The organism is Pseudoduganella lurida, assembly GCF_007830455.1.
GTDB classification, from domain to species: Bacteria; Pseudomonadota; Gammaproteobacteria; order Burkholderiales; family Burkholderiaceae_D; genus Rugamonas; species Rugamonas lurida.
The window spans coordinates 106393-126923 of sequence record NZ_VLLB01000009.1; the positions used below are offsets into that span (position 1 = coordinate 106393).

Sequence of the window (20531 nt, forward strand, 5' to 3'; positions counted from 1 at the left end):
TTTGCCCAACTTTACCTCTTCCTTTCCCTGAAACCCGCCGGGCAGCATGATGCTGTCTGGTAAAATTTTGCCCCGATGACTGACCTGAGCCAATCCATCCAGACCGTTGCCGTGTACGCGATCCCGGTGCTGTTCGCGATCTCCCTGCACGAGGCTGCGCACGGATACGTGGCGCGCTATTTCGGCGACCCCACCGCCTACCAGCAGGGCCGCCTGTCGATGAATCCCACGAAGCACATCGATCCGTTCGGCACCATCGTGCTGCCGCTGGTCCTGTACCTGGCGATCCAGATGCCGTTCGGCTACGCCAAGCCCGTGCCGGTCGATTACGGGCGCCTGCGCAATCCGAAGAAGCAGATGGGCTTCGTGGCCGCCGCCGGCCCGCTGGCCAACCTGGCGATGGGCATCGGCTGGATGGTCGCGCTGGTGCTGATGGCCAGCATGAACGTGAGCGAGCCGTTCCTGCTGAAGATGGCGGAAGCCGGCGTCAAGGTCAATGCCGTGATGTGCGTGTTCAACCTGCTGCCCGTGCCGCCCCTCGATGGCGGCCGCATCGTCACGTCGCTGCTGCCGATGAGCCTGGCGCGCGGCTATGCGCGCATCGAGCGCCATACGACCTGGATCTTCCTCGGCCTGATCGTGCTGATGTACACGGGCCTGCTGAGCCCGATCCTGGGGCGCCTGGTGGGTGGCTTCCTGGCCCTGGTCAACCTGCTGGTCCTGCCGCTGGCGGCGCTGTTATTGAACTGAACCGATTTGCTGAACTGATCTGCCGAACCGAGAAATACCATGATGATCGACCAAGTTTCTCCCTGGGTGCGCCGTTTCGCTCCCCTGATGCCCGGCGGCGAAGTGCTGGACCTGGCCTGTGGCCGCGGCCGCCATGCGCGGCACCTGGTCGGCCTGGGCCATGCCGTGATCGCCGTCGACCGCGATCCGGCCGCGCTGGCCGAAGCCGCCGGTCCCGGCATCGTCACCAGCGATATCGACCTGGAAGGCGAGGGCGCCGTGTGGCCGTTCGGCCCGGAGCGCTTTGCCGGCATCGTGGTGACGAATTACCTGCACCGGCCACTGCTGGCGGACATGCTGGGCAGCCTGGCGCCGAACGGCATGCTGGTCTACGAAACCTTCGCCGAGGGCAACGCCGCGTTCGGCAAGCCCAGCAATCCCGATTTCCTGCTGAAGGCGGGCGAGCTGCTGGAACTGGCAGGGCAGCATGGGCTGCGTGTCATCGCATTCGAGGAGGGCGTCGTTAATGTACGTGGGAAAGAAAATCCGGCGCAGGCCATGGTGCAGCGGATCTGCGCCGTGCGGCCCGGCTTCCCCCGCGAGGCCACGCTGCTGGGCAGTCCGCAAGGCCGACCAGAGGACTGATTCCAGTGCGAAATGCACCACGGCAGCAGGCGATCGTCTACAATCGACGTTTTGAAAACTTTTAGCAAGTGGTTCCATCTATGATCAAGGGCAGCATTGTTGCAATCGTCACCCCGATGCATGCGGACGGCAGTCTCGACTATGAAAGCCTGGACCGGCTGATCGACTGGCATATCGCCGAGGGCACCGATGGCATCGTCATCGTGGGCACCACGGGCGAGTCGGCCACCGTCACCGTGGCCGAGCACTGTGCCCTGATCAAGGCCTGCGTGGACCGCGTGGCCGGCCGCATCCCCGTCATCGCGGGCAGCGGCGGCAATTCCACCGCCGAAGCCATCGTGCTGACGCGCTATGCCAAGGAAGCCGGTGCCGATGCCACGCTGCAGGTGGTGCCTTACTACAATCGCCCGACGCAGGAAGGCATGTACCAGCACTTCAAGGCGATCGCCGAAGCGGTGGACCTGCCCGTGATCCTGTACAACGTGCCGGGCCGCACCGTGGCGGACATGTCCAACGAGACGGTTGCGCGCCTGGCGGCTGTCCCGAACATCATCGGCATCAAGGATGCCACCGGCAATATCGGCCGCGGCTTCGACCTGCTGCGCCAGGTGCCGGCCGACTTCGCCGTGTATTCCGGCGACGATCCGAGCGCGATGGCGCTGATGTTCGCCGGCGGCAAGGGCAATATTTCCGTGACGGCCAATGTGGCACCGCGCGCGATGGCCGAGCTGTGCGCCGCCGCCATGGCCGGCGAGAATGCCCGCGCGGTCGCCATCAACAACAAGCTGTTCCCGCTGCACCAGAAACTGTTCATCGAGCCCAATCCGGTGCCGGTGAAATGGGCGCTGGCGGAAATGGGTCGCATGCCGGCCGGCATCCGCCTGCCACTGGTGCCGCTTGCCGCCGAATGCCAGCCGGCCGTGCGCGCCGCGCTGCGCGACGCCGGCGTCCTGGCCTAGTCTCCGCCGGAACTTCGACGTGCCACGACCGCGGTGGCCCTGCCGCCGCGACGATCATCCCGCTGTTTTCAGCTTTTACTTCTGTAACCACATGACCAAGAAAGCTTTCTCCACTCCGCAAGCCAGCCTCGTGCTCGGCGTCATGATGCTCAGCCTGACCGGCTGCGGCATGGTCGAATCGGTGGTCGGCAAAACCACGGTGGACTACAAATCGGCCAAGAAGGCGTCCACGCTGGACGTGCCGCCCGACCTGACCCAGCTGCAGAAGGACAACCGCTATGCGTTGCCGGACACGGGCGGCAACGGCGTGGCCACCGCTTCCGGTTATGCCGCGCAGCGTGCCGGCCAGGCCGGTGCCGCACTGCCTGGCGCAGCGCCCGGTGCAGCCGCCGACGGCAATACGGTCGCCACCACCGGCAACTCGCAGATCCGCGTCGAGCGCTCCGGCAACCAGCGCTGGCTGGTCGTCAAGCAGCCGGCGGACGTCCTGTGGCCGAAGCTGAAGGCATTCTGGGAAGAGAACGGCTTCACGCTGGTGGTGGACAATGCCACGGCCGGCCTGCTGGAAACGGAGTGGAACGAGAACCGCGCCAAGATCCCGGAAGGCATCATCCGCCGCACCATCGGCCGCGTCTTCGATTCGGCCTATTCGACGGGCGAGCGTGACAAGTACCGCACCCGCATCGAGCGCAATGCCGATGGCTCGACCGAGATCTTCATCAGCCACCGCGGCGCGGAAGAAGTCGCCTCCGGTCCGGAAAAGGAAATCGTCCAGTGGACGCCCCGTCCATCGGACCCGAACCTGGAAGCGGAATTCCTGTCGCGCCTGCTCGTGAAGCTGGGCGGCACGGAAGGCGCCGCCGCCCGCACGGCCGTCGACAACGCCATCGTGCAGCCGCTGCACGCCACGCTGAAAGGCGAGGGCGCCGGCCGCTACGTGGAAACGGACGAAGGCTTCGACCGCTCGTGGCGCCGCGTGGGCCTGGCACTGGACCGTGCCGGCTTCACCGTGGAAGACCGCGACCGCGTGCAGGGCGTGTACTTCGTGCGCTACGTGGCGGACGATGTCGAGAAGAAGGGCTTCCTGAAGCGCCTGTTCAGCTGGGGCTCGTCGGATGCCGACAAGGAAGCGCAGCGCTACCGCATCACCGTCAAGGCGGCCGAAGGCGGCAACACCAGCCAGGTGGCCGTGCAGGACAACAAGGGCGTGGCCAACAGCTCGCCGACGGCGGAAAAGATCCTGTCGCTGCTGCAGGATGAGCTGAAGTAATTTCAGCCTGCTCGACCAAACAAAACCGGCCGCTTGGCCGGTTTTGTTTTGGGAGCCAGAAGTCGCAAAGGGCCGCCGCACGGCAGGGGGCTGACCCACAGCGCCCGAGGCTTCGAGCTTGGTCACTGCCATTATCGCGGGTCTGACCCCAGCAGTTTGCCAACGCTATCGAGGTGCGAGGAGAAGGCGGACCCCAGCAGTTTGCCAACGCCATCGAGGTGCGAGCAGAAGGTTGCATACCCGCGAAAAGGCCCGCAACCGAGGTAATAACCGCGGGCGCTTAGGGTAGGCCCCGCGGCGCGACGACCGACAAAACCTTCCGCCCAAAACAAAACCGCCCCGAAGGGCGGTTCTATCAGGCCAGCCGCCCGAAGGCAGCCGTCCGGTACCAATTACTTGGCAGCAGCAGCCGAAGCAGCGTCCGAAGCAGCGGCAGCAGCCGATGCAGCGGAGGAAGCAGCGTCCGAAGCGGCGGCAGCAGCAGCAGCAGCGTCAGCAGCGGCAGGAGCCGTTGCGTCAGCAGGAGCGGCGACTGGAGCAGCGACGTCAGCAGCTGGAGCGGCAGGAGCGGTGGCTTCTGGAGCTGGAGCAGCAGGCACTTCTTCTTTTTTCGAGCAAGCAGCCAGAGCAACGGCCAGCAGGGAGGCGATCAGCAGGGATTTTTTCATTTGTTTTCCTTAATTAATTCACAAATTAATAACGATGTTGCGATGAATAATTACCGGTAATTATCGCTCATTAGGGCGTTTCGTGGTCTTTCGGACCAAATGGTGCCCTCGACAACGGAAACTTCCTAACAGAATATTATAGCGATTTTTCATGAGTCGCAATAGCAACACAAGAGCATTCTGCAACTATTTAGCGTAACACAATGTTTCTGGTATGACTATAGTTGCGATACTCGGTTGCCTTGCGGCCCACTACCGGCTTGCCTTGTTCACCTACTTAATACACTACCTGTCGTGCAGGCAAAATTGTACCGAATCCGCCGCTACAACCCTGTCACGTTACCGTGCAGGCCGGGCCGGGTTTCGGTCCAGATTTCGTTAAAACGTTCCAGAGCCGTTCTGGTTGACGAAGGGGCATCAAAAAATGCTTCGCCGCGAAAATAATCGCTGTGGAAGCGCCGGACGATGTGGTGGCCGTCCCCGACACAAAAGGAATCCGTCAGCATCTGCAGCGCCCGGTTCGTGACACGGCATTCGATCAGGTGGCCATAATCGCGCAGCAGCCGCAGGAAGCGGGGCGCATCCCGCTCCAGCCGGGCGTTGCTGTGCGCCACCAGCTGCAGCCGCCCGCCGTGGCCGAAAAACGCCCGCAGCAGCGCGTCGTTGCGCGTGCTGCCCAGCTCCCACCAGCCGAAGTCTGCATCGAACATCTGCAAGGTCAGGCGGGCGCGGGACAGGCACTGGTCCAGCTGCGCCTGGAAACCGGCGCGGGTATCGAACGGCTGCCTGTCCATGCGCTCTCCTTGTCGATTACTGCGTCGTTGAATTCAGTCGTTCAGTTCCAGCCAGCCATCCGTGTACCACGCGTACAGGGCTTCCAGCACGTCTTCCGAGGCGCCCGCCGCTTCCGTCCCGGTCAGCTGGCGGTGGTTGGCCAGGGCCTCCAGCGCCGCCTTGTCGGCACGGCCGATGGCGAACGATTCGCCGTTGATGAAGACGTTCTTGCCGCGGTACAGCATCTGCGTCTTGCGCGACAGTTTCACGCCCTTTTTGGCCGCGGCCTTGGCGAATCGGCCGGCCGGCAGCGGCTCGTCCGGGCCTGTGAAGAACACATTGTGCTTGGGCTCGGAGAGGTATTCGCCCAGGAAGATGGTGAAGTCGTCCTCGGTGAACTGCATCTTGTTCAGCTCGTCGGCCAGCTTGCCCAGCATGTCCTGCGGGATCTCGGCCGGCTTGGCCGACGGCGCCAGTTCCGGATCGGCATAGCGCCCCGGCAGGTCGATCGAATCGGCCATGAACTGCAGGAAGGCCTCGCCCAGTTCCTGGTAGGACGGCGAGCGGAAGCCGATCGAATAGGTCTGGCAGTCGCCGATGGCGATGCCGTCGTGCGCGTAGTGGGGCGGCAGGTACAGCATGTCGCCCGGTTCCAGCACGAACTCCTCGGTCGGCTTGAACTTGGCCAGGATCTTCAGGGGCAGGCCATCGACCAGCGTCAGGTCCTTCTGCGGGCCGATGCTCCAGCGGCGCTGGCCTTCGGCCTGCAGCAGGAACACGTCATACGAATCGAAGTGCGGGCCCACGCCGCCGCCATCGGTGGCGAAGCTGACCATCAGGTCGTCCAGGCGGGCATCGGGCACGAAGCGGAACTGGCGCAGCAGCGCATCGGCCGCATCGCTTTGCAGATTCACGCCCTGGACCAGCAGCGTCCACTCGCGCTGCGTGCGCGCCGGCAGGTCCTGCAGCGGGCCGTGCTGCATGTCCCATTCGCCGCCGGTGGCGGTGACGAGACGCGATTCGACATAGTCCTTGGTGGCCAGCTCGGCCAGCTGGTCGAACGGCAGCAGCGGCTGGAAGCCGGGAATGGCACCGCGGATCAGAAGGGGTTTCTTGTGCCAGTAGTCGCGCAGGAACTGCGCTGGCGTGATATCGCCGAGAAGGCGGAGTGGCGCGGAATTTTTCATGCCCCATTATAAGGGATGGCCTGCGCGTACCGGCCATCCCGGCTGCTCGCGCGCCAGGAACGGCACCCGCGGGCAGGGAGTATAATCGCGCCAGCTTATAAAGAAAGGAAACGCAATGAAAATCGCCAAGAATACCGTCGTGACCGTGCAGTACAAGCTGTCCGACGCGCAGAACAATCTGATCGAAGACGGCCGCCAGCCGATGGTGTACCTGCACGGCGGGTACGAGAACACGCTGCCGAAGATCGAGGAAGAGCTGGACGGCAAGGAAGCCGGCTACGCCAACACGATCCAGATCGAGCCGGACGATGCCTTTGGCGACTACGATCCCGCACTGGTGAAAGTGGAGCCGCGCGCGCGCCTGCCGGAACCGCTGGAAGTGGGCATGCAGTTCGAAGGCATGCCCGATGGCGACAGCGACGAGGAAGCGATGATCTTCACCGTGACCGATATCGCCGAAGACAAGGTCGTGCTGGATGGTAACCATCCGCTGGCCGGCATGGCCCTGCGCTTCGACCTGAAGGTGCTGGAAGTGCGCGAAGCCACGGACGAGGAAATCGCCCACGAACACGTGCACGGCGCCCATGGCCACCACCACGGTGACGACGAAGGCGATGACGGCGACGAGGGCGGCGAGGGCGACCACTTCCGCAGCCACCCGATCCACTGATCGTCGTTATTTCAGGGGCGGCTGCGGCCGCTCCCCTTTCGCGGAGGATTTTTTCGCGGACCCGGCGGGCGGCTTCGGCTGCCCGTTGCCTTTTACCTGCGTCTTCTCCTCGCCATGCCCGGCTTCGTGCGCGAACTGCACCGGGTCGCCCGGCGTCACCCGCACCACGTGCCACGCGTCCGGCAAGGTCACATGCCCCAGGTTGCCGCGCCAGGTCAGCGTGCCCGGCGCGACCGCGCCTTCTGCCACGGGTTCCGCCGCTGCCGGCTTGTGGGTATCGACCAGCAGCACCTTGCCCGGATACTTCTCGGCCAGCACGCGGATCAGCCGGCGCGTTTCGGCAAAGCCGTCCTGCTTCGTCGAGAACCCCGACAGCAGCGAGAATCCCTGTTCGGCATGGATGCGCACATCGCCATCGGAAAACAGCACCAGGCCATCGAGCTTGCGCCGCTTGGCCAGGCTGAACAGCCGCTGCAGCCAGGCCCGGTTGGCCACCAGCCGGTCCTCGTATTCGCTGTTGCGGCCCGCTTCCAGCAGGTAGTGGTTGTTCGGCGCCGGCAGGTTGATGGTGGCGAACAGCACGTTGCGCACCTCCCAGTGGGCGTTCTCCGCATAGCTGCGGAACTTGGCGATCATCGACTGGCGCGACAGTTCCAGGCGCGTTTCGCCCAGCGCCTCTTCGTCGAAATAGATCTCGCGGATGCGGTTCAGCCGTTCGATGGCATTCGAGCGGCCCGCCGAATTGCGGCAGCCGGTCCAGTCGCTGCCGGACAGGACCAGGAGCAGGGGCTGGTCGGCCTGGTCGAGCAGGGCACGGCGCTGCGCGTACAGCTTGTCGCTGCAGGGTTCCTCGGCCGACTTGATGCCGGCAGCGACCACGAAGGCCGGCTTCAGCCTGTCCGCCCGGACCAGCGTGCGCTTCAGGTCCGCGTCGTCGGTCCCGCCGGCAAAGGCGTGGCCGATCACGACGAACTCGAACGGTTTGTCGCGGGCCGGGGCGGCCCGCGCCGTCGTGGCGCAGGGCAGGGCGCCCAGCAGGGCGCACAGCAGCAGGGCCCGACCGGCGCGGTGCTTCATGCCGGAGCGAGGCGCTTCAGCTGGTACAGGCGCTCCAGCGCTTCGCGCGGGGTCAGGGCATCCGGATCCACGTCGTCCAGCGCGGCCAGCAGCTCGGCCAGGCGCGGATCGGCCGCGGGCTGGGCTGCCGATGGCCCCTGCGGCGCTTCGTCATCCGGCTCGGCCGCTGACGGCGCTGCAAACAGATCGAGCTGCGGCGTGGACGTGAGGGCCTGCGCTTCCAGCTTCGCCAGGTGCTTGCGCGCGGCCTTGATGACGGGCTGCGGCACGCCGGCCAGCTGCGCCACCTGCAGGCCGTAGCTCTGCGACGCCGGGCCGTCCTGCACCGCATGCAGGAACACGATGCTGTCCTTGTGCTCGACGGCCGACAGGTGCACATTGGCCGCCGTGGGATGGCTCTCGGGCAGCTGCGTCAGCTCGAAGTAGTGGGTGGCGAACAGGGTGAAGCTGCGGCTCGTGTCGATCAGGTGGCGCGCGATGGCCCACGCCAGTGCCAGGCCGTCGAAGGTCGAGGTGCCGCGGCCGATTTCATCCATCAGCACCAGCGAATGGTCCGTCGCGCCGTTCAGGATCGTTGCCGCTTCCGTCATCTCCACCATGAAGGTCGAGCGGCCGCCGGCCAGGTCGTCGGTGGCGCCGATGCGCGTGAACACGCGGTCGATCGGGCCGATGGTGGCGCTGGCCGCCGGCACGTAGCTGCCGATGTAGGCCAGCAGCGTGATCAGCGCGATCTGGCGCATGAACGTCGATTTGCCGCCCATGTTCGGGCCCGTGATCAGCAGCAGGCGGCGTTCGGCCAGCAGCCGGCAGTCGTTGGCGATGAAGCGTTCGATCTGGTTTTCCACCACCGGGTGGCGGCCTTCGCGGATGTCGATGCAGGCCTCCTCGACCAGCTGCGGCGCGCACCAGTTGTTGCGCATGGCGTGTTCCGTCAGCGCCGTGAGCGTGTCCAGCTGGGCGATGCCCGCGGCGATCGTCTGCAGGCAGCCGATGTGCGGCGCCAGGTCGACCAGCAGCTGGTCGTACAGGACTTTTTCACGGGCCAGCGCGCGGTCCTGGGCCGACAGCGCCTTGTCCTCGTAGGCCTTCAGTTCCGGCGTGATGTAGCGCTCGCAGTTCTTCAGCGTCTGGCGGCGGCGGTAGTCTTCCGGCACCTTGTCGGCCTGGCCGTTGGTCACCTCGATGTAGAAGCCGTGCACGCGGTTGTACTCGACGCGCAGGTTGGCAATGCCGGTGCGGGCCCGCTCGCGGGTCTCCAGGTCGACCAGGAACTGGCCGGCGTTCTCGGACAGGCCGCGCAGTTCATCGAGCTCCGCGTCGAAGCCGCGCGCGATCACGCCGCCATCGCGCACCATCGTGGCCGGCTCCGGCATCACGGCGCGCACCAGCAGGTCCACGCACGGGCCGGGCGTGGCCAGCTGTTCGTGGATGCGATGCAGCAGGCTATCGGGCCGCTCGGCCGGCAGGATGCGTTCCAGCGTCTTCTGCAGCTTGGGCAGCTGGCCGATGCCGTCGCGCAGGGCGGCCAGGTCGCGCGGCCGCGCCGTCTGCAGGGCCACGCGGGTGGTGATGCGTTCGATGTCCGGCACCTGCTGCAGGTGGAAGCCGAACGAGCCGGTGGCATCGTCCTCCATCAGCGCGGCGATGGCGTCATGGCGGGCGCGCGCCACCGACTGGTCGCGCCGCGCGTGGTGCAGCCAGTGGCGCAACAGGCGCGAGCCCATCGCCGTGCGGCACCCGTCCAGCAGCGAGAACAAGGTCGGCGATTCCTGGCCGCGGATGGTCTCCGTCAGCTCCAGGTTGCGGCGCGTGGCGGCATCCAGGCCGATGAACTCCGACTCCGTTTCGCAGGCCAGGTTGCGCACGTGCTGCAGCCCGCGGCCCTGGGTCGACTGGGCGTAGCGCAGCAGCGCGCCGGCCGCGCCGAACGCGGGACCCATGCCGTCCGCGCCAAAACCCGTCAGCGTGGCGACGGCCAGCTGGTCGAGCAGCGCCTTGTGGCCATGCACCACGTCGAAATGCCACTCGGGCACCTGGTTGACGTGACAGATGGTGATCTCGTCGAACAGCTGATTGTCATTTGCGCCATCGGCACGCAGGATCTCGGCCGGCACGATGCGCTCCAGTTCCTGCTGCAGCCGCGCGTTGACGCTGCGCTGGTCGCCGGAGAACTCCATCAGCTTCAGGTTGCCCGAGGCGAGCGACAGCCAGGCCAGGCCCGCCGTCACCTGCTTGCGCTGCACCAGCATCGACAGGGCCAGCAGGGGGCGTTCCGATTTTTCCGGCAGCAGGTCCGAATCGGTCAGCGTGCCGGGGGTAACCACGCGCATCACCTTGCGCTCCACCGGGCCCTTGGACAGGGCCGGGTCGCCGATCTGCTCGCAGATGGCGCACGACTCGCCCAGTTTCACCAGCTTGGCCAGGTAGCCGTCCAGCGAGTGGAACGGCACGCCCGCCATCTTGATCGGTACGCCGTTCGCGTTGCCGCGCGCCGTCAGCGTGATGCCGAGGATGCGCGAGGCCTTCTCCGCATCGTCGAAGAACAGCTCGTAGAAATCGCCCATGCGGTAGAACACCAGCATCGTCGGGTGTTCCGCCTTGATGCGCAGGTATTGCTGCATCATGGGCGTAACTTTTTCGGCGGGGCTGTTCTTGACGGCGGCGGCGTTGATTTCGGACGGGACGTTCATGGAGTCGGTGCGGCTGTGATGGCGTTGCGGTTGGGCTGGCATTTTACCCCGTTTGGGCGGGGCGGCGGCTTTCCGGGTGGTGCGCGCGGTGCTGCTGCCTGGCACCCCGCGCCAGCAGCGCCGTGCGATCCCGGGTAGACTGGCGAGCTTCTTCCACTGCCATCTGCAAGGACCCATCGTGACCCAATTGCTGACCGTCGTCGCCACTATCACCGCCAGGCCAGGCCAGGAAGCCGCCGTGCGCCAGGCCCTGGAAACCGTCGTGCCGGGCAGCCGCGCCGAAGCGGGCTGCCGCCGCTACGAGCTGCATGTCGACAACGAGCAGCCCGGCCGCTTCGTCATGCTGGAGGAGTGGGACAGCGCCGCCGCCCTGGCCGAACACGAGGCCACCGACCACTTCAAGGCGCTGGGCGCGGCGGTGCGTGGCCTGGTCGACATCCGCATCGACAAGCTGACGAAGATCGCCTGAGCCGAACGGAACACGCAGCCGGGCTTGCATCGGGCACCCGGCTGCGCCGGCAGTCAGGCCGTCTGGCCTCGCTGGAGCAGGTCGGCCCGCGCGCCGCGCAGCCGCCGTGCCGGCACGCCGCCCCACACCTCGCCGGGGCCGATGACGGTGCCCTTCGCCACCAGCGCATGGGCGGCCACCAGCGCGTGGTCGCCCACCGTCACGCCGGCCAGCAGGACCGCATGGGTGCCGATGGTCACGTGATTGCCGATCACGATGGGGAAATGGGCCGGCGTGCCGCCTTCCAGCACGTGCGGCACCAGCAGCGCCGCCTCGCCGATCAGCGTGTCGTGCCCTATGGTGACGAACGCCGGATCGAGGATCGTGCCGCCCGTGTGGGTGCGTGCGCCGAGCCGGGCTCCCAGCGCCAGGTAGACCGGCCGCATCAGCGGGATCGGCAGCACCCGGCTGCGGATCAGCGCATTGAACACCATCAGGTAGAACAGCAGGTAGAGCTGGTAGCCGAACGCGGCGCGCACGCTGCTTTCCACCGGGCCGCTGCGCAGCGGCAGGGCGTGCAGCAGCAGGCGGTGCAGCAGCAGGGCGTAGGCATAGAACAGCACAATGCAGGCAATGGCGGGCAGCAGCGGGGCCAAGGGACCCGCCAGCGTCCCATGCGCGGGCAGCAGCGCATGCGCCAGGTGCGTTAGCCCGGCGGCGCTGGCCGAGGCCGCGGCGGCGGTGGCGGCCAGCAGCCCCGCGAAGCAGGCGATGGCCGGCATGCCTGGCAGGTGGCGGCAGCGGGACTCAGGTGACATGGAGGGCTTCCCGGCCCGGCGCCAGGGGCCGGGCGGCCAGCTGCATGTGGGCCAGCACGCCCTGCGTCATCGCGTCCACGCTGAACCGCTGCGCCACGCTGCGCGCATCCCGTGCCAGCGTGGCGTGCAGCACGCGGTCGCTCAGCAGCCGTTCCAGCTGGCGCGCCAGGTCGCCGCTGTCCCAGGTGCGGAACGTCAGACCGCCGGCCTTCTTGCGGTCGCGGATCACTTCGCCCACGCCGCCGTAATCGGGCACCAGCACCGGCGTGCCCTGGCCCATCGCCTCGGCCACCACGAGCCCGAACGGCTCGCGGTTGATGGACGGGTACACCACGCAGTGGCTGTGCGCGTACAGCGCCTGCCGCAGCGCGTGGCTGACGGCGCCGCCGTGGTGGAACTGCAGGCCCAGGTGCGTGCCCATCGCGGCCAGCACGTTGCGGTAGCCCTGGCCGAGCGCCGTGGAACCGCACACCACCAGCTGCAGCGGCACCTGGCGCGCCGCCAGCAGCCGCACGGCATACAGCAGCAGGTCGATGCCTTTTTCAACGTCCTGGCGGCCCAGGTACAGCACGATCGGCACCTCCTCGCGCAGGCCCGGGAAGGCCTGCTGCAGCATGGCGAACGGCGCCGCCGCCGTCGCGGCCAGGTCGACGCCGTTGTAGACCACCTGCATCGCGGCCCGCGGCAGCGAAAGTTCTTCCACCAGGCGGTCCACGTAATCGCTGCTGACGGCGACCGCCGGCCAGCGCGAAGCGCGCAGCGCCGTGTTCACGCCATCGCGGAAGGCCGGGAACACGCCGGCCGTGCGCGCATACTGGGCGAACTGTTCGTCGCCCTGGAACGTGACGAGATAGTCGAAGGCGTGGCCGCCGTGGCGGCGCGCCTGCAGCGCCAGCGGGCCCAGTGACGCAAAGCTCAGCAGCAGGTGCGTGATGCAGTCGCGCTTCAGGTAGCGGGCCAGCCGGCGCGCCAGGTCCGGCTCGCCGCGCGGGCCGAACTGGGCGCCGATCAGGTGTTCCAGCAGGCGGTGCACATAGCCGGCGCTGCGCTGCACGGTGGCCACGCGGCGTGCTTTCGGCACCAGGAACAGCAGCGGGCCGAGCCCGCGGTCCAGCAGCAGCGAAGGGCGCCGGAAGTGGTAGCGCGAGCCGTGGCACAGCATGCGCTGGCCGATGCCGTCGTCGACCAGTTCGCCGCTGGTCTCCAGCATCCAGTAGACCGACACCGCGTAGCCGCGCTGGTGCAGCGCATTGGCCAGCGTGATGTCGCGCACCGTGGAACCGAGGAAGCCGCCGCTGCCGATCGTCAGCACGGCGAAACGGGGAAAGTCGCACATGATCGCTCCTTAGAAGGTGTAGGAAGCCCCGATGAACAGCGATTTGCCCAGCACGCTGCGGAACTCGCTGCCGGCGCGCCCCCGGTACAGCGTGGGGATGACGTACAGCTGCCAGTGCTCGCCCAGTTCGTATTCCACGTTCAGCACGTACTGGGCCGAATCGTCGTCCAGGTTGCGGATCATGCGCGCCACGAGATTGACATTGCCGCCGATGCGCGTGTCCACGTACTGCAGCAGCGCGTAGCGGCGCCGGTTGAACGGATGGCGCGGATCGGCCAGCGTGCCGCGCGCGCGCAGGCAGTCGGCGATCGGCCCGCGGGCGCAGCCGCCGTGGTTGAACAGGAATTCGGCCGTCACGCTGGCGCCGTTTTCCAGCGTGTAGGCGCCGCCGGCCAGCAGCTGGCGGTCCGACGGGGTGCCGGCGGGCCGGTCGCGCGCCTGGTCGGCGCTGCCTTCGACGTGCAGCAGCAGCGCTTCCGACACGTTCCACCCGCCGAAGAAGCCGATGCGGTTGCCGGCATTCTCGCGGTGCGACAGCAGCAGCGACGCGTAATGGCCGTCGCCCGTGTAGTCGGCCTTCAGCGCATACGTCTTCGCATACGGTCCCACCTGCTCGAGGCGCCCGGCGCCCACGTTGGCGATGGCCGACACCGTGAGGGCGGCCATCGGCACGTACACGGCGCGCACGTAGTCGAGGCCCGGCACTTCCAGGTTCGGGTTGTTGCGGCCGTTGTTGGCATTGAACGGGTTCGACACGGAGGCCAGGGCGGCCGGTCCCCACTGCAGGTTCTCGCGCCCGCCGTTGACGAGCAGCGTGTCGGTCAGCCGGTAGCGCACGAAGCCTTCGTTGACGTAGTAATGGCCGCCGCTGTCGGTGCGCCGCAGTGGCAGGCCGGTACTGTCGCCGGACTGCTGCGCCGAAGTGCGGCGCCGCGCCAGCTCGTAACGGGGTTTGAGGCCCAGCTCCAGGCGCCGCCAGCTCAGGTTGAAGTCCGGCCGCAGCAGCACTTGCAGCTCGCTGCGCGGCACGCCCAGCAGGTTGCCGGGATTGACCGCGCTGCCAGTTTCGACATCCTGGTACTGGCCGAATCCCAGCACGTTGATGCGCGAGTAGAAGCCATCGGCCAGCTCGCGTGCCAGCGAACGTGCCGGCGGGGCGGCGGCCGGCGGGTCGGCCGGCGGGTCGGCCGGCGGGTCGGCCGCGGCGGCTGCGCCGTTCGCGAGCAGCAGCGCGAGGAGAAGAGGGCCATGCAGCATAGGACCATGCCGCAGTGGACCATGCAGCAGTGGCCGATGCAGAAGCCGCAGAGACAGCCGGGACAGCAAACGTAACGGGCGCGGTGGCGGCACGATTGCTCTCCTAGCGCATGAACAGGTTCAGGTCGAACACATAATCGGGCAGCGGTTCCACGCGCGGTTCGCGCACCGTCAGGTGGGTAACCGCGCCGTTCAGCAGCTCGCCGCGCAGCGTGATGCGGGACAGGAAAGGCCGTGGCCGGCCGTCGATGCTGACCAGGTTGCCGTACTCCATGGCGGCCGACTTGAACTTCTTGCCCGACACCGTGAAGTACTCGGCCCGCACGCCCACCTCGCGCGCCTTCGAGACCCAGTAGCGCACCTTTTCGTAGGTCACCTTGTCGCTGCGCGCCTGCAGGTCGAACACGTGGCAGGGCTCGCCGTTCACCTCGTCGTCCGGCAGCTCGGTGGCCGTGTAGTCGCCGGCGTAGTTGGTGGAGGCGATGTCGCCGTACGAGGCGTCGCCCATCAGCTTCTGCCGCAGCGAGATCGGCACGGGTTTCGACAGGCCCTGCTTGTAGAACCACATCGACGGTCCCAGCATCAGGATCTTGTTGCCGCGGTACTTCGGCGGCGCCAGGCTGGTGCCCGCCACGTTGAACGAGCGGGCCTTGATGTCGTACACCAGGCTGTCCAGCACCCGTTCGTCCTGCAGCGCTTCGATCGCCACCTGCCAGGCGATCCCGCGCACATTGCCGCGCGCCTCGTCGGCCGCCTTCAGCACGGCCTGGGTATCGGTCGCGGCGCATGCCGCGCCGGTCGCCAGCGACAGTACTGCCACTTGCAGGAAGCTGCCCATCGTCGTCTCCTCAGGCAAAGCCCATCGCACCGGTGATCGGCATGCGCGCGGCGCGCCGTGCCGGCAGCACGGCCGAACCGACCGACAGCACCGCCAGCAGCGCGCAGCTGGCCAGCCAGTACAGCGGCACGAAGTGGATCTGCAGGGGCACCCGGCGCGCCATCTGCGGCGGGATCCAGGTGGGCTGCAGCCAGGCCGTCAGCTCCACCACGCCCAGCGTGAGGGCGGCGCCGAGCAGCGTGCCGAAGCCGGCCAGCACGGCGCTCTCCAGCGCGAACAGGCCCACGATGCCGCGCCGCCGCATGCCGATGGCGCGCAGGGTGCCGATCTCGCGGGTGCGCTCCAGCACGGCCATCGTGAACGTGTTCACCACGCTCATCACGACGATGGTGAAGACGATCAGGAAGCTGATCAGGAAGATCACGTCGAACATCTTCTTCACCTTCGTGTAGAAGGGCGATAGTTCTTCCCAGGTGCGCACCTCGACGGCGAGGCCGGCATGCGCCATCTCGCGCGCCAGCGCGGCGCGCACTGTGGCGGGATCGCTGCCGGGGGCCAGCACCACCGTCACGCGGTCCACGCTGGCCGTGTCGTACAGCGCCTGGGCGAAGGCCAGCGGCACGGTGGCCAGCTTGTCGTCCAGCGCCTCCACGGGCGCATCGATCAGCTGCACCAGCTGCGCGTCCAGCGCGTTGATCTGGCCGCTGACGGTGGGGGCCATCGCCACCGCCGTGGCGCCCAGCGCCAGGTCCAGCTGGCGCGCCAGGCCGTGGCTGACGCCGATGCCGAAGCTGCGCGCATCGGACAGGGGCGCCCCGTCGAAGCGCCGCACCCGGTCCGCCCCGGCGCTGCCCAGTGCCGCGATGGCGGCCACGTCGGACGGCACGCGGCCGCTGGCCAGGAAGATCGTCGACACCTGGCCGTTGCTGAGGAGGCCCGAGATCTGCAGCTGGGGCGTGGCCAGCAGCACTTCCGGGTGCTGCCGCAGCACCGTGCGGATGCCCTGCACCGCCGCCGCGTCCAGCAGGAAGCGGGTGGGATCGAGCTTGCCCCGGTCGAGGAAGCCGCGGCGGAACACCGTCAGGTGGCCGTTCGCCTCGCCATAGATGTAGCCGTGCTGCAGGCTGGTGAACATGTAGTTCGTGAAGCCGCCCAGCACGTTCACGGCCAGGAAGCCCAGCCCGATCGCCAGCACCGTGAAGCCGGAGCGGCGGCCGTTGCGGAACAGGTTGCGCACGGCCAGGTTCAGCCACGTCATCATGATGTCACCTGCGTGGCGGGCGCCGACACCGCGGGTACGGGCGGCACGGCCGCGGCGCCTTCCTCGACCAGCACGCCATCGTGCATGCGCAGGCGCCGGTCGACGCGGTCCAGCAGCCGTTCGTCATGGGTGGAGAAGACGAAGGCGGTGCCCTCGGCATGGCCGATGCGGCGCATCAGCGCGATCACGCGCAGCGCATTGCTGCTGTCCAGGTTGGCGGTGGGCTCGTCCGCCACCACCAGCGCCGGTGCGCCGATCAGGGCGCGCGCGATCGCCACGCGCTGCTGCTGGCCGCCGGACAGGCGCGCCGGCCGGTGAGCCAAATGGGTGGACAGGCCCACTTCGTCGAGGCGCCGCAGCGCGGCCGCGCGCGCCTGCCGCGTGCCGGCCCTGCCGATCTGCAGCGGCAGCATCACGTTCTCCAGCGCGGACAGCACGGGCACCAGGTTGAAGTTCTGGAACACGAAGCCGATGCTGCGGTTGCGCGCGATGCTGCGCTGGTTGTCGGACAGGGTGGCCACGTCCGTGCCATCGAACAGCACCTGGCCGGACGACGGCGCGTCGAGCAGCCCGACCAGGTTGCACAGCGTGGACTTGCCCGAGCCGGACGGGCCCCAGACGGCCACGAATTCGCCCGGCCGGATCGCCAGGCTGACCTGGCGCAGCGCGTCGATGCGGCTGTCGCCCAGCTGGTAATGCTTGCTGACGCGCCGCAGCTCGACCACGGCAGCCGCCGGCGGCAGGGCATGGGGTGCGGCGGGGTTCATGGCGATTCCTTGCATGGCGGCTCCTTGGTTTTCGTCTCCCCGAGTTTCGTCTCCCTGAATTTCGTCTCCCCGTATTTCGTCTCCCCGAATTTCGTCTCCCTCACCGCGGCAGCGCCGCGCGGCCCCAGGTCGAAGGCAAGCATGTATTCGCCGCTGCGCAGCGTGGTGACGATGCTGCCCGTGCCGCTGGCGGCATGCCACATGCGCAGGCTGCCATCGGCACACAGGGCCTGGGCCTCGAAATGGCGCGGTCCCGGCACCACGCCGCTGCCCATGCGCTTGCCCATTGCTTCCTTGGCGCACCACAGGCGTGTGAGCCAGGCGGCCCGCACGGCCCCGTCGCGCACACCCAGCAGTTCGCGCTCGGCGGCCGTGGTGACGGCCTGCTCGCACGCTTCGTCCCGCACGGCCACCGTCTCGAGATCGATGCCCACCGGTGTGGCCCCGGCCAGCGCCACGGCCTCTTCGCCGCAGTGCGCGATGCTGAGGTGCGGTGCCGGGCTGTCCGGCCAATGCGTCACATGCGGCTGGCCATGTGCATCGTTGTCGATGGCGAAGTCGCCCGGATGCAGCGCCATGCCTCCCTGCGCCAGGTGCCAGGCGCGTGCCGCATCCTTGGCGGCCACGCGCCCCAGCAGCCAGGCGGTGCGGCGCGGCGCGGCCGGCAGGGCCTGGAAGCGCGCCAGCTCGGCCGGCTGCAGGTAGTGCCGCGCCAGCAGCGCCGCATCGAACCGGGCGACCCGCGCCGCGCCGATGCGCCGGCATTGCACGGCGGCCGACGGGGAGGACGCTGCAGCCGGCACCGGCAGGTCCTGCGCATCGCTCAGCAACTGGCGCACCGGATCGCGCTGGAAGGCCAGCAGGCGCGCATCCCAGGCGAACTGCCAGGCGCGCCAGCCGTCGATGCGCAGCCACGTGCCGCCGCGTCCGTCGCCCACCTCCAGGTCGGCCACCAGCATCTTCAGCTGCCGCCCGCGGATCACCGCGCGGGCCGGCACCACGCTGCCGGCGGGTGGCGTGGGGCCGCACAGCGTGAGCCGGCCCAGGCCGACGGGGAAGGCGGCCTGCCGGTGGTGGTGGAACGACCACAGCGCCACCAGCTGGCCCAGGCCGTCCAGCAGCGCCGGATCGAGCAGCAGTTGCGGCGCCTCGGTGCCGGCGAACAGCGTGCTCGGTGCGCGCACCACCAGTTCGCCCCGCACGTCCTCCGCGCCCAGCCGGGCAATGCCGTGCATGGCCTGGAACGACGGGCCGTGGAACATCAGGCGCTGCGCATAGGCGCTCGCCGTGTCGAACAGCACGGGCGCGGCCGCCCCTGCTGGCGGTTCGGCCGGCGGCAGGGGCGGCGGTGCCACGGGATAGCGCCTGCCGAACAGCAGGCGGGCACTGATCGACGGCTGGCGGTCGCCATCGGCGCAGATGCGTGCGTCGATGCGGTAGCGGTCCGGGGTGCTGCTGGACAGGTCGATCACGGCCTCGACGCGCAGCACCGCCGCGCCGCCGTCGCCGGCGACGATCCAGCGCACCGCGTTGACGTCCTCGATGCCCGTCACGCCGAGGCCGGGCACCAGGCAGGCCGCCACTTCGGCCATCATTTCCAGGCTCATCGTCATCGGCACCACGGGGTAGCAGTTCGGGTTGCGCATGCCGGGCGCCTGCACGAAGTCATGGTCCGACAGGTAGCGGTCCCGGGCCGGCAGCAGGGGCCGTTCGACGGCCACCTGCACGCCGGGCTGGTAGCCCGTCACGGTGCCCAGGAATGGCAGTCCGGCAGCCGCCGGCAGAAGAGGGGCGGAAGGCGGCGAGGGCGGCGTGGCGGGGGCTGCGTCCTGCGTGCGCAGGTCGCGCATCTCCTGCAGGCGCGCGACCAGGGGGGCGGCAGATCGTGCCGGCATGGTGGAGGCGGTGTCCATCACGTCTTCTCCACCACCAGCCCGGTCACCGTCAGGCCGGGGCCGAAGCCCAGGCAGACGACCGGCGTGCCGGGCTTGACGGCCTTCTCCTCGAGGATGCCCTTCAGGATGTGCGGCACCGTCGCCGACGACATGTTGCCGTTCTCGCGGAACACCTCCTTGCTGATCGCCACCTGGTCCGGCGCCAGTCCCAGTTCCTCCTGCACGTGCTCGACGATCTTCGGGCCGCCCGGGTGGATGGCGAACATCAGCCGCGCGCGCTCCCGCCCGAAGTCGATGCGGATGCCCCGCAGCAGGCGCGTGACGAAAGCCAGCACATGGCGCTTGATCACCACCGGCACCATGATGGACAGCGTCATCTGGAACTGGTGCGCCGCCGGCACCCACGTCATGTCGTCCGCCGAATCGGGCAGCAGGTGCTCCTCGTAGGTGAGCACGCGCAGCCCGCGCAGCCCATGTTCGCGGGCGTGCTCCTCGGTGCACAGCGAATACTTGACGAAGCCGTCCGCGAACAGCGTCATCGTGATGATGTTCTCGATGCCGCTATCCTGGATATTGTGGTGGCCGGACAGCAGCTCGGTGTGCACGATGTCCACGCGCGCCTTGGGCCGCGCCGCGCCGGCACGCGACGAGGCCAGGAAACCATGCGCCATGCGGATCGCCGGAAACGCGCCGTAGCAGCCCATGTGGTAGCTGTGCGTGACGGTCGTGTCGAACCACTCGCGCTGCGCGACCATCCGTTCCACGGGGCTGGGCGCCAGGTAGCCGGAACAGGTGACGTGGATCAGGTCGTCCGGCGCCGTGCGCGTGTCCCCGTACATCTGGCCCAGGCAGCCGGCCACCACCTTGCCGTAGCTTGCGTGGCGCTGCTTCAGGTCGGCCCCGCGCGTGTCGTCCGGATCGGGGAACAGCTGCAGGTGCGGGTGCTCCGGACTGGCCAGCACCAGTTCGCCGCCGGCAATGCGCATGTCGCGCAGGCGCGGGAAATACACCAGCTGGCGGCGCTTGATCAGCTGCGCCGACACGCCGTACTTGTCGAACTTGCCGCGCATGTCCTGCAGCACGCGCAGCATGCCGTCGGCCCCCGTGATGCCGTGCTGCTTGCAGTAGCCGCGCGCCAGTCCGAAGGCGGAGATCTGCAGCGCGAGCTTCTGCGAAACGGGCTTGCTCACTTGCGCCGGCTGGAAGTCGACCAGCAGCGGCGCGGCGGATGGATGGTTCATG

The 20531-nt window shown here is 68.1% G+C and carries 19 protein-coding genes; 6 read left to right on the forward strand and 13 right to left on the reverse strand.

Going from position 1 to position 20531, the window contains the following annotated elements:
• The first annotated feature begins 75 nt into the window (after positions 1-75).
• The 4 genes from IP91_RS21380 (at position 76) to bamC (ending at position 3603) form a co-directional block, all read left to right on the forward strand.
• Positions 76-750, forward strand: a complete 675-nt coding sequence (locus tag IP91_RS21380; protein WP_145651760.1) for a site-2 protease family protein — start codon at positions 76-78, stop codon at positions 748-750.
• A gap of 42 nt (positions 751-792) precedes the next feature.
• Positions 793-1374 carry a class I SAM-dependent methyltransferase gene (locus IP91_RS21385; protein ID WP_145651926.1) on the forward strand — a complete coding sequence of 194 codons (582 nt, stop codon included), beginning with the start codon at positions 793-795 and terminating at the stop codon, positions 1372-1374.
• Between the two features lie 80 nt (positions 1375-1454).
• On the forward strand, positions 1455-2333 hold the full coding sequence (gene dapA / locus IP91_RS21390; RefSeq protein WP_145651762.1) for a 4-hydroxy-tetrahydrodipicolinate synthase: 879 nt from the start codon (positions 1455-1457) through the stop codon (positions 2331-2333).
• A gap of 91 nt (positions 2334-2424) precedes the next feature.
• A complete protein-coding gene (gene bamC / locus IP91_RS21395; RefSeq protein WP_229474789.1) occupies positions 2425-3603 on the forward strand; it encodes an NlpB/DapX family lipoprotein in 1179 nt (392 codons plus the stop codon).
• 392 nt (positions 3604-3995) lie between these two features.
• Here the strand turns inward: bamC and IP91_RS21400 are convergent, their stop codons facing one another.
• From IP91_RS21400 to IP91_RS21410, 3 genes are all read right to left on the reverse strand, one after another.
• Positions 3996-4271: a hypothetical protein gene (locus tag IP91_RS21400; RefSeq protein WP_145651764.1), complete on the reverse strand. Its 276-nt coding sequence runs from the start codon at positions 4269-4271 to the stop codon at positions 3996-3998.
• A gap of 323 nt (positions 4272-4594) precedes the next feature.
• Complete coding sequence (locus tag IP91_RS21405) at positions 4595-5065, reverse strand: DUF7931 domain-containing protein (protein ID WP_145651766.1); 471 nt, start codon at positions 5063-5065, stop codon at positions 4595-4597.
• Positions 5066-5098: 33 nt separating this feature from the next.
• Positions 5099-6232: a cupin domain-containing protein gene (locus tag IP91_RS21410; protein WP_145651767.1), complete on the reverse strand. Its 1134-nt coding sequence runs from the start codon at positions 6230-6232 to the stop codon at positions 5099-5101.
• Between the two features lie 115 nt (positions 6233-6347).
• Between IP91_RS21410 and IP91_RS21415 the strand changes: the two genes are divergently transcribed.
• Positions 6348-6902, forward strand: coding sequence for an FKBP-type peptidyl-prolyl cis-trans isomerase (locus IP91_RS21415; RefSeq protein WP_145651769.1), 555 nt, complete (start codon positions 6348-6350; stop codon positions 6900-6902).
• Between the two features lie 6 nt (positions 6903-6908).
• On the opposite strand, the gene IP91_RS21420 is transcribed toward IP91_RS21415, so the two are convergent.
• Both IP91_RS21420 and mutS read right to left on the reverse strand, forming a co-directional pair.
• Entirely contained in the window at positions 6909-7979 is a 1071-nt protein-coding gene (locus IP91_RS21420; RefSeq protein ID WP_199754694.1) for a hypothetical protein, read from the reverse strand.
• Positions 7976-10711 carry a DNA mismatch repair protein MutS gene (mutS, locus tag IP91_RS21425; RefSeq protein WP_145651771.1) on the reverse strand — a complete coding sequence of 912 codons (2736 nt, stop codon included), beginning with the start codon at positions 10709-10711 and terminating at the stop codon, positions 7976-7978. Before mutS ends, IP91_RS21420 begins: the two co-directional genes overlap by 4 nt.
• 136 nt (positions 10712-10847) lie before the next feature.
• On the opposite strand from mutS, the gene IP91_RS21430 reads away from it, so the two are divergent.
• Positions 10848-11138 carry a putative quinol monooxygenase gene (locus IP91_RS21430; protein ID WP_145651773.1) on the forward strand — a complete coding sequence of 97 codons (291 nt, stop codon included), beginning with the start codon at positions 10848-10850 and terminating at the stop codon, positions 11136-11138.
• Positions 11139-11191: 53 nt separating this feature from the next.
• On the opposite strand, the gene IP91_RS21435 is transcribed toward IP91_RS21430, so the two are convergent.
• The 8 genes from IP91_RS21435 to IP91_RS21470 all read right to left on the reverse strand — a co-directional run bounded on the left by IP91_RS21435 (position 11192) and on the right by IP91_RS21470 (position 20530).
• Positions 11192-11935 (reverse strand): acyltransferase, encoded by a 744-nt coding sequence (locus IP91_RS21435; RefSeq protein WP_229474793.1) that lies wholly within the window; start codon positions 11933-11935, stop codon positions 11192-11194.
• Positions 11925-13271: a glycosyltransferase family 4 protein gene (locus IP91_RS21440; RefSeq protein WP_145651775.1), complete on the reverse strand. Its 1347-nt coding sequence runs from the start codon at positions 13269-13271 to the stop codon at positions 11925-11927. The genes IP91_RS21435 and IP91_RS21440 overlap by 11 nt, the downstream gene beginning before the upstream one ends.
• A gap of 9 nt (positions 13272-13280) precedes the next feature.
• Positions 13281-14528, reverse strand: coding sequence for a hypothetical protein (locus IP91_RS21445; protein ID WP_145651777.1), 1248 nt, complete (start codon positions 14526-14528; stop codon positions 13281-13283).
• Positions 14529-14631: 103 nt separating this feature from the next.
• Entirely contained in the window at positions 14632-15366 is a 735-nt protein-coding gene (locus IP91_RS21450) for an outer membrane lipoprotein-sorting protein (protein WP_145651779.1), read from the reverse strand.
• Between the two features lie 10 nt (positions 15367-15376).
• Positions 15377-16627: an ABC transporter permease gene (locus IP91_RS21455; RefSeq protein WP_145651781.1), complete on the reverse strand. Its 1251-nt coding sequence runs from the start codon at positions 16625-16627 to the stop codon at positions 15377-15379.
• Positions 16624-17409, reverse strand: a complete 786-nt coding sequence (locus IP91_RS21460) for an ABC transporter ATP-binding protein (protein WP_229474795.1) — start codon at positions 17407-17409, stop codon at positions 16624-16626. The genes IP91_RS21455 and IP91_RS21460 overlap by 4 nt, the downstream gene beginning before the upstream one ends.
• Positions 17391-19307: a polyketide synthase dehydratase domain-containing protein gene (locus IP91_RS21465; protein ID WP_145651783.1), complete on the reverse strand. Its 1917-nt coding sequence runs from the start codon at positions 19305-19307 to the stop codon at positions 17391-17393. Before IP91_RS21465 ends, IP91_RS21460 begins: the two co-directional genes overlap by 19 nt.
• Complete coding sequence (locus IP91_RS21470; RefSeq protein ID WP_145651785.1) at positions 19307-20530, reverse strand: 3-oxoacyl-[acyl-carrier-protein] synthase III C-terminal domain-containing protein; 1224 nt, start codon at positions 20528-20530, stop codon at positions 19307-19309. Before IP91_RS21470 ends, IP91_RS21465 begins: the two co-directional genes overlap by 1 nt.
• Position 20531 lies beyond the last annotated feature (1 nt).

Excerpts from the sequence above, each read along its gene's own strand:
- IP91_RS21415 (WP_145651769.1), top strand. The coding sequence starts at position 6,348 with ATGAAAATCGCCAAGAATACCGTCGTGACCGTGCAGTACAAGCTGTCC.
- IP91_RS21385 (WP_145651926.1), top strand. The coding sequence starts at position 793 with ATGATCGACCAAGTTTCTCCCTGGGTGCGCCGTTTCGCTCCCCTGATG.
- IP91_RS21410 (WP_145651767.1), bottom strand. The coding sequence starts at position 6,232 with ATGAAAAATTCCGCGCCACTCCGCCTTCTCGGCGATATCACGCCAGCG.
- dapA (WP_145651762.1), top strand. The coding sequence starts at position 1,455 with ATGATCAAGGGCAGCATTGTTGCAATCGTCACCCCGATGCATGCGGAC.
- IP91_RS21380 (WP_145651760.1), top strand. The coding sequence starts at position 76 with ATGACTGACCTGAGCCAATCCATCCAGACCGTTGCCGTGTACGCGATC.
- IP91_RS21460 (WP_229474795.1), bottom strand. The coding sequence starts at position 17,409 with ATGCAAGGAATCGCCATGAACCCCGCCGCACCCCATGCCCTGCCGCCG.
- IP91_RS21450 (WP_145651779.1), bottom strand. The coding sequence starts at position 15,366 with ATGGGCAGCTTCCTGCAAGTGGCAGTACTGTCGCTGGCGACCGGCGCG.
- IP91_RS21420 (WP_199754694.1), bottom strand. The coding sequence starts at position 7,979 with ATGAAGCACCGCGCCGGTCGGGCCCTGCTGCTGTGCGCCCTGCTGGGC.
- IP91_RS21455 (WP_145651781.1), bottom strand. The coding sequence starts at position 16,627 with ATGATGACGTGGCTGAACCTGGCCGTGCGCAACCTGTTCCGCAACGGC.
- IP91_RS21405 (WP_145651766.1), bottom strand. The coding sequence starts at position 5,065 with ATGGACAGGCAGCCGTTCGATACCCGCGCCGGTTTCCAGGCGCAGCTG.
- IP91_RS21465 (WP_145651783.1), bottom strand. The coding sequence starts at position 19,307 with ATGGACACCGCCTCCACCATGCCGGCACGATCTGCCGCCCCCCTGGTC.
- IP91_RS21445 (WP_145651777.1), bottom strand. The coding sequence starts at position 14,528 with ATGCTGCATGGCCCTCTTCTCCTCGCGCTGCTGCTCGCGAACGGCGCA.
- IP91_RS21400 (WP_145651764.1), bottom strand. The coding sequence starts at position 4,271 with ATGAAAAAATCCCTGCTGATCGCCTCCCTGCTGGCCGTTGCTCTGGCT.
- IP91_RS21440 (WP_145651775.1), bottom strand. The coding sequence starts at position 13,271 with ATGTGCGACTTTCCCCGTTTCGCCGTGCTGACGATCGGCAGCGGCGGC.
- IP91_RS21435 (WP_229474793.1), bottom strand. The coding sequence starts at position 11,935 with ATGTCACCTGAGTCCCGCTGCCGCCACCTGCCAGGCATGCCGGCCATC.
- IP91_RS21470 (WP_145651785.1), bottom strand. The coding sequence starts at position 20,530 with ATGAACCATCCATCCGCCGCGCCGCTGCTGGTCGACTTCCAGCCGGCG.
- bamC (WP_229474789.1), top strand. The coding sequence starts at position 2,425 with ATGACCAAGAAAGCTTTCTCCACTCCGCAAGCCAGCCTCGTGCTCGGC.
- mutS (WP_145651771.1), bottom strand. The coding sequence starts at position 10,711 with ATGCCAGCCCAACCGCAACGCCATCACAGCCGCACCGACTCCATGAAC.